The 12,802-nt window shown below is 70.3% G+C and carries 10 protein-coding genes; 7 read left to right on the top strand and 3 right to left on the bottom strand.

All coding sequences use genetic code 11. The annotated features are described in order from the left end of the window. Nucleotides 1-75 precede the first annotated feature (75 nt). Nucleotides 76-1,683, top strand: a complete 1,608-nt coding sequence (locus ACP7TJ_RS05925) for an ABC transporter substrate-binding protein (protein ID WP_387792018.1) — start codon at nucleotides 76-78, stop codon at nucleotides 1,681-1,683. Between the two features lie 64 nt (nucleotides 1,684-1,747). Continuing rightward, nucleotides 1,748-3,334, top strand: a complete 1,587-nt coding sequence (locus ACP7TJ_RS05920; protein WP_387622555.1) for an ABC transporter substrate-binding protein — start codon at nucleotides 1,748-1,750, stop codon at nucleotides 3,332-3,334. A gap of 78 nt (nucleotides 3,335-3,412) precedes the next feature. Here the strand turns inward: ACP7TJ_RS05920 and ACP7TJ_RS05915 are convergent, their stop codons facing one another. Further along, on the bottom strand, nucleotides 3,413-4,084 hold the full coding sequence (locus tag ACP7TJ_RS05915; RefSeq protein WP_024885186.1) for a response regulator: 672 nt from the start codon (nucleotides 4,082-4,084) through the stop codon (nucleotides 3,413-3,415). 14 nt (nucleotides 4,085-4,098) lie between these two features. Further along, the gene (locus tag ACP7TJ_RS05910) at nucleotides 4,099-5,043 is read right to left on the bottom strand and encodes a RecB family exonuclease (protein ID WP_093765786.1); all 945 of its coding nucleotides are present in this window, start codon (nucleotides 5,041-5,043) and stop codon (nucleotides 4,099-4,101) included. 223 nt (nucleotides 5,044-5,266) lie between these two features. Between ACP7TJ_RS05910 and ACP7TJ_RS05905 the strand changes: the two genes are divergently transcribed. From ACP7TJ_RS05905 to ACP7TJ_RS05895, 3 genes are all read left to right on the top strand, one after another. Next, nucleotides 5,267-6,820, top strand: a complete 1,554-nt coding sequence (locus tag ACP7TJ_RS05905; protein ID WP_427762361.1) for a site-2 protease family protein — start codon at nucleotides 5,267-5,269, stop codon at nucleotides 6,818-6,820. Nucleotides 6,821-6,881: 61 nt separating this feature from the next. After that, complete coding sequence (locus tag ACP7TJ_RS05900; RefSeq protein ID WP_019522703.1) at nucleotides 6,882-7,784, top strand: tRNA (adenine-N1)-methyltransferase; 903 nt, start codon at nucleotides 6,882-6,884, stop codon at nucleotides 7,782-7,784. Between the two features lie 219 nt (nucleotides 7,785-8,003). Beyond that, on the top strand, nucleotides 8,004-8,579 hold the full coding sequence (locus ACP7TJ_RS05895; protein ID WP_367488477.1) for a hypothetical protein: 576 nt from the start codon (nucleotides 8,004-8,006) through the stop codon (nucleotides 8,577-8,579). A gap of 80 nt (nucleotides 8,580-8,659) precedes the next feature. Here ACP7TJ_RS05895 and ACP7TJ_RS05890 read toward each other — a convergent pair whose 3' ends face one another. After that, nucleotides 8,660-8,959: a ferredoxin gene (locus ACP7TJ_RS05890; RefSeq protein ID WP_093765789.1), complete on the bottom strand. Its 300-nt coding sequence runs from the start codon at nucleotides 8,957-8,959 to the stop codon at nucleotides 8,660-8,662. A 251-nt stretch (nucleotides 8,960-9,210) separates the two neighbouring features. On the opposite strand from ACP7TJ_RS05890, the gene arc reads away from it, so the two are divergent. Together arc and dop are read left to right on the top strand one after the other, a co-directional pair. Then, a complete protein-coding gene (gene arc / locus ACP7TJ_RS05885; protein ID WP_093765790.1) occupies nucleotides 9,211-10,977 on the top strand; it encodes a proteasome ATPase in 1,767 nt (588 codons plus the stop codon). 232 nt (nucleotides 10,978-11,209) lie between these two features. After that, a complete protein-coding gene (gene dop, locus ACP7TJ_RS05880; protein WP_167742558.1) occupies nucleotides 11,210-12,721 on the top strand; it encodes a depupylase/deamidase Dop in 1,512 nt (503 codons plus the stop codon). Nucleotides 12,722-12,802: the final 81 nt, after the last annotated feature.

Below are 12,802 nucleotides of genomic sequence, written 5' to 3'. Positions count from 1 at the left end.
TCCCTGTCCTCCGCCGCGCCGACCCCTGCGCGCGCGGACGGCACGGAGTCGACAACGTCCTGGAGAAACTCGAGCATGAACCGCAAGACTTTGGTGCTGGCGGCCGCGATGGGCCTGCTCGCGCCGGTGCTCGCCGCCTGTGGTGACACCGAGAGCGGCAGCGGCGACGGCGACGCGATCGTCGTGGGCACCACGGACCGGTTCACCGCATCCGAGGAAGAAGGGCTCGCCCCCCTCGACCCCGCCTGGGCCTACGACGTCGGCACCTGGAACATCCTGCGGCAGACCGTCCAGACCCTCATGGTGCAGCCCCGCGGTGACGGCGAACCCGTGCCCGAGGCGGCCGAGTCCTGCGGCTTCACCGACGCCGGCAACGAGCGCTACAGCTGCACCCTGCGCGACGGCCTCAAGTTCTCGAACGGCGACCCGATCACCGCGCAGGACGTGAAGTACTCCATCGACCGCGCCCTCTCCCTCAAGGGTGACAGCGGTGTCTTCGCCCTGCTGTCCACCATCGACACCATCGAGACGCAGGGCGACCGCGAGGTGATCTTCCACCTCAAGGCGGCCGACGCCACCTTCCCGTACAAGCTGTCCACCCCGGTCGCGGGCATCGTCAACAAGGACGACTACGCCCAGAAGAAGCTCCGCGAGGGCTTCGACGTCGACGGCTCCGGCCCGTACACCATGGAGACCGAGGTCAAGGACGGCGCCCTGGTCCGCGCCACCTTCACCAAGAACCCGTCGTACAAGGGCGCGCTCCAGGTCAACAACGACAAGGTCGAACTCGTCGCCTACGACAGCGCCGACGCCATGGGCGACGCGCTCGAGGACGGCGACATCGACGTCATGTCCCGCAGCATGTCGCCGGAGCAGATCCAGCGGCTGGCCAACGCCGCCGACGGCGACGTCGAGCTGGTGGAGTCCCCCGGTCTGGAGATCCGCTACCTGGCCTTCAACACCAAGGCCGAGTCGGTGAAGGACAAGGCCGTCCGCCAGGCGATGGCCCAGGTGATCAACCGCGACGAGCTCGTCGCCAAGGTCTACGGCAGCCAGGCCGAGCCGCTGTTCTCGCTGGTGCCCGCCGGCGTCACCGGCCACTCCAACGCGTTCTTCAACACGTACGGCGACCCGAACGTGGGCAAGGCCCGCGAGCTGCTCGAGGAAGCCGGCATCGACACGCCGGTGAAGCTCACGCTCCACTACACGACCGACCACTACGGTCCGGCCACCAAGACGGAGTTCGAGCAGCTCAGCAAGCAGCTCAACGAAACCGGCCTGTTCCGCACGGACATCAAGGGCACCTCCTGGGACAAGTTCCGCCCGGCCGGCCAGAAGGGCAAGTACGACGTCTACGGCATGGGCTGGTTCCCGGACTACCCGGACGCCGACGCCTTCGTCGCGCCCTTCCTGGACGAGGACAACTTCCTCAACTCGCCCTACGTCAACACCGAGGTCCGCAAGGACCTCATCCCCGAGTCGCGCCGCCAGGCCGACCGCCTCAACGCCTTGAAGAGCTTCACGGAGATCCAGAACATCGTCGCCGACGACGTCCCCGTGCTGCCGCTGTGGCAGGGCAAGCAGTACCTCGCCGCCCGTGACGACATCACCGGCACCGCCTACGCGCTCAACTCCTCCTCCACGCTCCAGCTGTGGGAGCTCGGACGCGGCGTCAGCGACTGACGCATCCGTACGCCGGGATCCGGTGGCTCGGTCCGGACCCGATGGAAACGACAAGGCATCACTCGTGAACCTGCGCACCCAGTGGCCGGCACTGCCCCTCGTGGCCGTGCTGGCCTCCGGCCTGCTGACCGGCTGCGGCTCCGAGGACGGGGAAGCGGCGTCGAACGGCTCCAAGATCGTCGTCGGTATGTCCGACGACGTCCTGGCCACCGACCCCGCCTCCGGCTACGACCCCGGATCCTGGCTGCTGTTCAACAACGTGTTCCAGTCGCTGCTCGGCTTCCCCAAAGGCGGTACCGAGCCGCAGCCGGACGCCGCGCAGAGCTGCGCGTTCTCCGACACCGCCACCCGGGTCTACACCTGCACGCTGCGGGACGGACTGAAGTTCAGCAACGGTGACCCGCTCACCTCCGAGGACGTGAAGTTCTCCTTCGACCGCATGCTGAAGATCGACGACCCCGACGGTCCCGCGGTCATGTTCCCGACCCTGGAGAAGGTGGAGACGCCGGACGAGAAGACGGTCGTCTTCCGGCTGAACACGGCCGACGCCACCTTCCCCAGCAAGATCGCCTCCGGCGCCGGCTCCATCGTCAACCACCGCGCGTACGACGCGAACGGTCTGCGTGAGGACGGCAAGGCGGTCGGCTCCGGCCCGTACAAGCTGGACTCGTTCGACGACAACAAGGCCGTGTTCTCCGTCAACGAGCACTACAGCGGCTCGGCCGAGCCGCAGAACTCCGGTGTGACGCTGCAGTTCTTCCACGGCGACCAGGACGGTCTGAAGAAGGCCCTGGAGAAGGGCGAGGTCGACATCGCCTACCGCGGTCTCACCGCCCGGGCCATCAACGAGATCGAGGAGGCCGACCGCGGCAACGGCGGCATCGAGGTCGTCGAGGGCAGCAGCGCCGAGGTGCAGCACCTGGTCTTCAACATGGACGACCCGGTCGCCGGCCGGCTCGGCGTCCGCAAGGCCATGGCGTACCTGATCGACCGCGACGCCCTGATGCACGACGTGTACGAGGGCACGGCCACCCCGCTGTACTCGATCATCCCGGCCGGTGTGGCCGGCCACAACACGGCCTTCTTCGACACCTACGGCGCCCGCCCCTCCAAGGCCAAGGCCAAGGCCGCGCTGAAGGAGGAGGGCATCACCGGGAAGGTGGAGCTGACCCTCTGGTCCACCCCGGACCGTTACGGCCCGGCCACCGACCAGCAGCTCGAGGCGATCGCCAAGCAGCTCAACGCCAGCGGGCTGTTCGACGCCGACGTGAAGTCGGTCGAGTTTGCCCAGTACGAGAAGGACGTCGCGGCCGGCAAGTACGGCGTCTACGTGAAGGGCTGGGTGCCGGACTACCCGGACGCCGACAACTTCACGGGTCCGTTCTTCGGCGAGGGCAACGTCCTCGACAACAACTACGACGCGGGCGAGATCACCGAGACGCTCCTGCCGCGCACCGCCGCCGAGAGCGACCGCGGCGCCACCGACAAGGAGTTCGGTGCGATCCAGGACCAGGTCGCCGAGGACGTCCCGCTGCTGCCCATCTGGCAGGGCAAGCAGTACGCGGTCGTCCAGGACGGCGTCTACGGACTGGAGTACTGCCTCGACGCGTCCACCGTGTTCCGGTTCTGGGAGCTGAGCAAGAGCAGCTGACCCGCCGCACACACGAACGTGGGGGCGCCCTCCCGGCCAGGAGGGCGCCCCCACGTCCGTATGCGGACGACGGACGCGCTACTGGGCGCCGGGGCGCACCAGCCCGCTCTCGTACGCGTACACCGCGGCCTGCACGCGGTCGCGCAGCCCCAGCTTGGTCAGCACATGACCGACGTGCGTCTTCACGGTGGTCTCGCTGACGAACAGGTCGGCGGCGATCTCCGCGTTGGACAGCCCGCGCGCCACCAGCTTCAGCACCTCGACCTCGCGGTCGGTCAGCGTGTGCAGCGTGTCCGGCACGGGCTCCTCGCCGGACGGCAGATGCGTGGCGTACTTGTCCAGCAGCCGGCGCGTGATGCTCGGCGCGAGCATCGCCTCCCCGGCGGCCACCACGCGGATCGCCTGCACCAGCTCGTTGGCCGGGGCGTCCTTCAGGAGGAAGCCGCTGGCCCCCGCCTTCAGCGCCTCCACCACGTACTCGTCGAGATCGAACGTCGTCAGCACCAGCACCTTCGCCGGGCCGTTCCGCTCGGGGCCGGTGATCTGGCGGGTGGCCTCCACCCCGTCCATCCGCGGCATACGGATGTCCATGAGCACCACGTCGGGCTGCAGCGCCCGCACCTGGTCCAGGGCCTGGAGGCCGTCCCCGGCCTCGCCGACGACCGCGAGGTCCTGCTCGGCCTCCAGGATCATCCGGAATCCGGTGCGCAGCAGCGGCTGGTCGTCGACCAGTAGGACGCGGATGGCCACGTAAGTCTCCTTCGCTAGTCCGGCCCCATTCTGCCCTGCTCGGCCGCGCCGGACTCGGGCGCCCTCAAGGGCAGGGGGTAGGGCGGGGGAGTGCCGCCGAACTCCGGGCAGTGCGCCTGGTGGTCGCACCAGCCGCACAGCTTCGTCGGGCGGGGCCGCCAGTCGCCCGTCTCGGTCGCCTGCCGGATCGCCTCCCACAGCGCGAGCAGCTTGCGCTCCACCCGCTCCAGATCGGCGAGCACCGGGTCGTAGGTCAGCACGTCCCCGCTGCCCAGGTACACCAGCTGGAGCCGGCGCGGGATCACCTTCTTCAGGCGCCACACCACCAGGGCGTAGAACTTCATCTGGAACAGCGCGCCCTCGGCGTACTCCGGGCGGGGCGCCTTGCCCGTCTTGTAGTCGACGATCCGCACCTCGCCGGTGGGCGCCACGTCCACCCGGTCGATGATGCCGCGCAGCCGCAGCCCGGAGTCCAGCTCCGCCTCCACGAACAGCTCCCGCTCGGCGGGCTCCAGCCGGCTCGGGTCCTCCAGCGTGAACCACCGCTCGACCAGCGCCTCGGCCTCCGTCAGCCAGCGCGCCAGCCGCTCGCCCTCCGGGTCGTCCGCGAACAGCTCCGCGACCTCCGGTCTGCTCTCGCGCAGCCGGTCCCACTGGCCGGGGACCAGCGACTTCGCGCGCGGCACGGTGCGGTCGGCGGCCGGGGCGTCGAACAGCCGCTCAAGCACCGCGTGCACCAGCGTGCCCCGGGTCGCCGCCTCGCTCGGCTTCTCCGGCAGCCGGTCGATCACCCGGAACCGGTACAGCAGCGGGCACTGCATGAAGTCACTCGCACGGGACGGGGACAGCGAGGCGGGCGGCGCGGCGGGGGGACCGGCCACCACGACCGTGTCCACGGCCTCGCCGGACCCGGCCGGGCTGATGTCGGGCCGCGTCGCGCCCTCGGTGCTCGTCTCCATGACCACAGACCTTACGGCCCGCCGCCGACATCGCGGTGACCCTGTGGACAGAGCCCCGGGGCACGCGGGCGGGGAGTGCGCGACGGGGGAGCGTGGGGAGGAAGGGGAACGAGGGGGTAGAGACAGGGGTGCGGGGCGGAAGGGGCGGCGAACGCCGCATACCATCGACCCAGGACCCTCCCGTCCGGCAGGCGCGGGAGACGCAGCGAACGAGGGGACACCGGTGGACGTAAGCGGCGGGCGCGGACAGCCGCGGCCCGGCAACGACGAGTCGGCCGAGCACACCGGCCCCGAGGCCCCGGCCCCCGGCGGCACCGGCGACGCTCCCACGGCTCCCTCCGCTCCGACGCCCGCCGACGCGAAGGACGCCCGGCCCGAGGGCCCCACGCCCGACGCCGGTGCCCCGGCCCCCGAGAGCGGAACGCCGCAGGACACCGGCGCCGCCCCGGACCACGGCGCCCCGGACCGCGGCGCCCCCGCGCACGGCCGGGACCGCGTTCCGGAGCACCCCGAACCCCCGGCGGACCGCCCCGCTCGCGCCCCCGCCGGGCGGCCCGAGCACCCCGACCACCCGTTCGCCCACTCCGGCAGCGGCAAGGGACAAGCTCCGCAACGCCCCGAGGAGCGGCGCCGCGGCGGACTGCTGATGGGCCGCCCCTTCGGCGTGCCCGTCTACGTCGCGCCCAGCTGGTTCCTCGTCGCGATCCTCATCACCTGGGTGTTCGGCGGCCAGATCGACCGCGTCCTGCCCGAGCTGGGCGCGGCCAGCTACCTGGTCTCCCTGTTCTTCGCGGTGGCCTTCTACGCCTCCGTGCTGGTGCACGAGCTCGCCCACACCCTCGCCGCCCTCCGCTTCAAGCTCCCGGTGCGCCGCATCCAGCTCCAGTTCTTCGGCGGCGTCTCCGAGATCGAGAAGGAGGCCGAGACGCCCGGCAGAGAGTTCGTGCTGGCGTTCGTCGGCCCGCTGCTCTCCCTGGTGCTGGCCGGGCTGTTCTACCTCGGCCTGCTCGCGGTCGACCCGAGCAGCGTGCCCGGCGTGCTGCTGGCCGGACTGATGGTGTCCAACCTCATCGTGGCCGCCTTCAACCTGCTGCCCGGCCTGCCGCTGGACGGCGGCCGGATGCTCCGCGCGGTCGTCTGGGCGATCACCGGCAAACCCATGACCGGCACCGTCGCCGCCGCCTGGGTGGGCCGCGCCCTCGCCGTCTGCGTGCTGATCGGGCTGCCGCTGCTCACCCAGTCCGGGGCGCTCGGCTCCGACGCCGTGGACAACGTCGGCATGGACACCGTCCTGGACGCCCTGCTCGCCGCGATCCTCGCCGCGATCATCTGGACCGGCGCCGGGAACAGCCTGCGCATGGCCCGCCTGCGCGAGCACCTGCCCGAGCTGCGGGCCCGCACCCTTACCCGCCGCGCGGTCCCCGTGGAGAGCGACACCCCGCTTTCCGAGGCGCTGCGCCGGGCCAACGCGGCAGGCGCCCGCGCCCTGGTCGTCGTCGACGCCGACGGCGTGCCGGTCTCCCTGGTCCGCGAGGCCGCGATCGTCGGTGTGCCGGAGCACCGGCGCCCCTGGGTGCCGGCCGGCACCCTCGCCCAGGACATCACCGACGGCATGCGCGTCTCCGCGGAACTGGCCGGGGAGGAGCTGCTGGACGCGCTGCGCGCGACGCCCGCCACCGAGTACCTGGTGGTCGAGGAGACCGGCGAGATCTACGGCGTGCTGTCCGCCGCCGACGTGGAGCGGGCCTTCGTGAAGGCCATGGCGCGCCCCTCCTGACCCGCCGTCCCGGCCGCCGTCCGTGGTCGGCGGGCCCTCCGGGGACCGGTAGGCTGGTCACATGTCCGAACCGACCGGTGCCGCCCGCAGGCGCGGGCCCTTCAAGGTCGGGGACCAGGTACAGCTGACCGACCCCAAGGGCCGCCACTACACGTTCACGCTCGAGGCCGGGAAGAACTTCCACACCCACAAGGGTTCCTTCCCCCACGACGAACTGATCGGCGCTCCCGAGGGCAGCGTGGTCCGCACCACCGGGAACGTCGCCTATCTCGCGCTGCGCCCCCTGCTCCCCGACTACGTCCTGTCCATGCCCCGAGGGGCAGCCGTCGTCTACCCGAAGGACGCGGGGCAGATCCTCGCCTTCGCCGACATCTTCCCCGGCGCGCGCGTCGTCGAGGCCGGCGTGGGCTCCGGCTCGCTCAGCAGCTTCCTGCTGCGCGCCATCGGCGACCAGGGCATGCTGCACTCCTACGAGCGCCGCGAGGACTTCGCCGACATCGCCCGGCAGAACGTCGAGCGCTACTTCGGCGGCCCGCACCCCGCCTGGCAGCTCACCGTGGGCGACCTCCAGGACAACCTGTCCGACACGGACGTCGACCGCGTCATCCTCGACATGCTCGCCCCCTGGGAGTGCCTGGAGGCCGTCTCCAAGGCGCTCGTCCCCGGCGGCATCCTCTGCTGCTACGTGGCCACCACCACCCAGCTCGCCCGGACCGTCGAGTCCATCCGGGAGATCGGCTGCTTCAACGAGCCGACCGCCTGGGAGACGATGATCCGCAACTGGCACATCGAGGGCCTGGCCGTCCGCCCCGACCACCGGATGATCGGCCACACCGGCTTCCTGCTCACCGCCCGCCGGCTCGCCGACGGCGTCGAGCCGCCCATGCGCCGGCGCCGCCCGGCCAAGGGCGCCTACGGCGAGGACTACTCCGGCCCCAACGCCGACGGAGGCACCGGCCGCTGACGCGGACCGCACCCCTACAACGCTCCGGCGCCGTGGCGCAGTTCCCGTACCGCGGAGGGAACTGCGCCACGGCGCCGACGCTTTGGGGTCCGGGCCCGCACCTGCCCCTTGTGGCAGCTCCGCGCGACGACTGCGGACCCCGCCGTTCCCTCCGTCCTGTGACGTGTGGCACGATGCTGGCCACCCCCACCGGCACAGCCCTCACAGGAGACACTCCTCGTGCAGTCTTCCGCCGTTCCGGAACTCGCCCACACGCACGCCCGGCCCATCCACTGGGTCGCCACCGCCACGGCCGTCGCCGGTGTCGTGGCGCTCTCCTCCGTCCTGCAGCCCGACCACGCGACCGCCGCCGCGCCGGGCGCCCCGCACACGAAGAACGCCCCGGCGCAGGCGCTGCCGCCGGACCCGACCGACGTGCGGTTCCCGCTCGACTGCGGTCCCGTGAAGCTGGTGGTGAAGAAGCAGGCGTCCGGCGACCTCGACGGCGACGGCCGCCCCGAGACGGTGGCCGCGGTCCACTGCGACGCCCCGATGGGCACTCCGCCCGACGGCGTCTACGTGCTCACCCAGGCCTCCGGCGCGGAGCCGCGCGTGGTGGCCACCCTCGTCGACCCCGAGGACCGCACCAACGTCGAGGACTTCACCGTACGCGGCGGGGAGGTCGTCGCCACGCTGCTCGGCTACTCCTCCACCGACGTGCCCCGTTGCTGTCCCGACGTGCGCGAGACGGTGAAGTGGCGCTGGGAGAACGGCGCGTTCGTGCGGTCCGCGCCGTCCGACGCGCGGAGCGTGTGACCCGCACGCGGGCGCGCGCCGATCGCGTGCTCCCCGGCGTGTGAGGCATCAGACAGACGTGACCCGCCGTGCGACGACGGTCACCCGGCGTCGGGTCCGTACACCTCGACGCTGTCCGAAACGCGTCGGACGTGGATGCACTCGCCGGGGCACTCCTTCGCGGAGTCGACGACGTCCGTGAGGAGCGGCAGCGGGACGGGCGTTGCCGCGCCCTTGTCCTGAAGCAGCTCGTCCTGCTCGTTCTTCACGTACGCCAGGCCGTCGATGTCCAGCTCGAACACCTCGGGCGCGTACTGGGCGCAGATGCCGTCGCCGGTACACAGATCCTGGTCGATCCAGACCTCCAGGGCCTCGGCGCCGGTTGCGGCCTCCTGCTGCACGATCGTCTCTCCTGCCGTTGGGTTCGCCGAGCCGTGCGGGAATCCGGCCAGCTCTGACGGGTGTTGAACACGTCGACCCTAACGCCGACTGGGTTCCGATCATTCTCGATGGGTATTCCCCTGGCGTGAGGGAGAGCGCAAGGGTGAAGATCGGACACACCCCGACCGTCTTTGTGATCTAGGGGTTTCAATCGACACCCGCCCAGGTAGGGTCTGGAAGCGTCCAGCTCCCCTTGGAGGAGGTGAGGACCGTGGCAGCCCACGACGACGACATGAACCGCGGCATCCGCCCGGGACGCGGGTCCGACGACCCGGCCGGGCAGATCGCCTACCTTGAGCAGGAGATCGCCGTCCTGCGACGCAAGCTCGCCGACTCTCCGCGGCACACGAGAATTCTCGAAGAGCGGATCGTCGAGCTGCAGACCAACCTGGCCGGCGTGTCCGCCCAGAACGAACGGCTGGCGAGCACCCTCCGTGAGGCCCGCGACCAGATCGTGGCCCTCAAGGAGGAGGTCGACCGGCTCGCCCAGCCCCCGGCCGGCTTCGGTGTCTTCCTCACGGCGAACGAGGACGGCACGGCCGACATCTTCACCGGCGGCCGCAAGCTGCGGGTGAACGTCAGCCCGAACGTCGAGCTGGAGGAGCTCCGGCGCGGCCAGGAAGTGATGCTCAACGAAGCGCTCAACGTGGTCGAGGCCATGGAGTTCGAGCGCGTCGGCGAGATCGTCACCCTCAAGGAGATCCTCGAGGACGGAGAGCGGGCCCTGGTCCTGGGCCACACCGACGAGGAACGGGTGGTGCGGCTCGCCGAGCCGCTGCTGGACGTCACCATCCGCGCCGGTGACGCCCTGCTCCTGGAGCCCCGCTCCGGGTACGTCTACGAGGTCGTGCCCAAGAGCGAGGTCGAGGAGCTCGTCCTCGAGGAAGTCCCCGACATCGGCTACGAGCAGATCGGCGGCCTCGGCAACCAGATCGAGGCCATCCGCGACGCGGTCGAGCTGCCGTACCTCTACCCGGACCTGTTCAAGGAGCACGAGCTGCGGCCGCCCAAGGGCGTGCTGCTCTACGGGCCCCCCGGTTGCGGCAAGACGCTCATCGCCAAGGCCGTGGCGAACTCGCTGGCCAAGAAGGTCGCCGAGGTCACCGGTCAGGCCGCAGGCAAGAGCTTCTTCCTCAACATCAAGGGCCCCGAGCTGCTGAACAAGTACGTCGGTGAGACCGAGCGGCAGATCCGCCTGGTCTTCCAGCGGGCCCGGGAGAAGGCCAGCGAGGGCACCCCCGTCATCGTCTTCTTCGACGAGATGGAGTCCCTCTTCCGCACCCGCGGATCCGGCGTCAGTTCGGACGTGGAGAACACCATCGTCCCGCAGCTGCTCGCCGAGATCGACGGCGTCGAGGGTCTGCAGAACGTGGTCGTGATCGGCGCCTCCAACCGTGAGGACATGATCGATCCGGCCATCCTGCGCCCCGGCCGGCTGGACGTGAAGATCAAGATCGAGCGTCCGGACGCCGAGGCGGCCAAGGACATCTTCGGCAAGTACCTCACCGAGCGCCTCCCGCTGCACGCCGACGACCTCGCCGAGCACGGCAGCGACAAGGCCATGACGGTCCAGAGCATGATCCAGACCGCCGTGGAACAGATGTACGCGGAATCCGAGGAGAACCGCTTCCTGGAAGTCACCTACGCCAACGGCGACAAGGAAGTCCTGTACTTCAAGGACTTCAATTCCGGCGCCATGATCGAGAACATCGTGGGCCGGGCCAAGAAGATGGCGATCAAGGACTTCCTCGAGAAGAATCAGAAGGGCCTCCGCGTCTCCCACCTGCTCCAGGCCTGCGTGGACGAGTTCAAGGAGAACGAGGACCTGCCCAACACCACCAACCCGGACGACTGGGCCCGGATCTCCGGAAAGAAGGGCGAGCGGATTGTTTACATCCGCACCCTCATCACCGGAAAGCAGGGCGCGGACACCGGACGCTCCATCGACACGGTGGCGAACACCGGACAGTACCTGTAAAAGCGAGGGTGGCTGCGGGTGCCCACCACGGGTACCCGCAGCCCACTGCTTTCCGGTGCCACGGCTGGAGCACAGCAATGACGCAAATGATCTCCCCACCAGCGCAAAGGCGTTCTAGGCTCTTCCGTACCGCCGAGTCGCGCAGTGCGGGGACGGGCACCGCACACGCACCGGAGCGCCAGCGGTACTGCGGCGCCCCCGACCGGGGACGCCGCCGGGCAAGGAGGGCCGCATGACCGTACGGCGAGTAATGGGCATCGAGACGGAGTACGGAATCTCCGTCCCCGGTCACCCCAACGCCAATGCCATGCTCACCTCGTCCCAGATCGTGAACGCCTACGCGGCGGCGATGCACCGGGCCCGCCGGGCCCGCTGGGACTTCGAGGAGGAGAATCCGCTGCGGGACGCGCGAGGGTTCGACCTCGCCCGCGAGGCCGCCGACACCAGCCAGCTCACCGACGAGGACATCGGCCTGGCCAACGTCATCCTGACCAACGGCGCACGGCTCTACGTCGACCACGCCCATCCGGAGTACAGCGCTCCCGAGGTGACCAACCCGCGGGACGCCGTGCTGTGGGACAAGGCCGGCGAGCGGATCATGGCGGAGGCGGCGGAGCGGGCCGCGCAGCTGCCGGGCGCCCAGCCGATCCACCTGTACAAGAACAACACCGACAACAAGGGCGCGTCCTACGGCACGCACGAGAACTACCTGATGAAGCGGGAGACCCCCTTCTCGGACATCGTGCGCCATCTGACGCCGTTCTTCGTCTCCCGGCAGGTCTTCACCGGCGCCGGCCGGGTCGGCATCGGCCAGGACGGCCACGAGCACGGCTTCCAGATCAGTCAGCGGGCGGACTACTTCGAGGTCGAGGTCGGCCTCGAGACCACGCTGAAGCGCCCCATCATCAACACGCGCGACGAGCCGCACGCGGACGCCGAGAAGTACCGGCGGCTGCATGTGATCATCGGCGACGCGAACCTTTCCGAGATCTCGACCTATCTCAAGCTCGGCACGACGGCGCTGGTGCTGTCCATGATCGAGGACGGGTTCATCGCGGTGGACCTGGCCGTCGACCAGCCGGTCCGGACCCTGCACCAGGTGTCGCACGACCCGTCCCTGAAGCACCTCGTCACGCTGCGCAGCGGGCGGACCCTGACCGCCGTGCAGCTCCAGATGGAGTACTACGAGCTCGGCCGCAAGTACGTCGAGGAGCGCTTCGGGGACGATGCCGACGAGCAGACCAAGGACGTCCTCGCCCGCTGGGAGGACACGCTCACACGGCTGGAGAACGACCCGATGAGCCTCGCCGGCGAGTTGGACTGGGTTGCCAAGCGGGAGCTCATGGAGGGATACCGGCGCCGGGACGGCCTCGACTGGGACGCGGCCCGGCTGCACTTGGTCGACCTTCAGTACGCCGACGTGCGTCCCGAGAAGGGCCTCTACAACCGTCTGGTGGCCCGCGGACGGATGAAGCGGCTGCTCGACGAGGCCGAGGTCGAGCGGGCCCGCACGGCGCCTCCGGAGGACACCCGCGCCTACTTCCGCGGGCGGTGCCTGGAGCAGTACGCGGACGACGTCGCGGCGGCCTCCTGGGACTCGGTGATCTTCGATCTGCCGGGCCGGGACTCGCTGCAGCGGGTCCCAACCCTGGAACCGCTTCGCGGAACGCGTAATCACGTCAAGGCGCTCCTGGACCGCTGCCGGACGGCGGAAGACCTGGTCAGGGTGCTTTCCGGCGGGTGAGCGGGTGATCCGCGCCCGCCCGGGCACCTGCGGGTACCCGGGAGGACCGGCCGGACGGGGTGGAAAGCCGCCCGTCCGGGA

The organism is Streptomyces sp. DSM 41931, from assembly GCF_050271085.1.
Lineage (GTDB): Bacteria > Actinomycetota > Actinomycetes > Streptomycetales > Streptomycetaceae > Streptomyces > Streptomyces albogriseolus.
This window is presented reverse-complemented; position numbering and strand designations above follow the sequence as displayed.

Coding starts and splice junctions, on each gene's coding strand:
- ACP7TJ_RS05925 (WP_387792018.1), top strand. CDS start 76: ATGAACCGCAAGACTTTGGTGCTGGCGGCCGCGATGGGCCTGCTCGCG.
- ACP7TJ_RS05910 (WP_093765786.1), bottom strand. CDS start 5,043: ATGGAGACGAGCACCGAGGGCGCGACGCGGCCCGACATCAGCCCGGCC.
- dop (WP_167742558.1), top strand. CDS start 11,210: ATGACCGTACGGCGAGTAATGGGCATCGAGACGGAGTACGGAATCTCC.
- ACP7TJ_RS05900 (WP_019522703.1), top strand. CDS start 6,882: ATGTCCGAACCGACCGGTGCCGCCCGCAGGCGCGGGCCCTTCAAGGTC.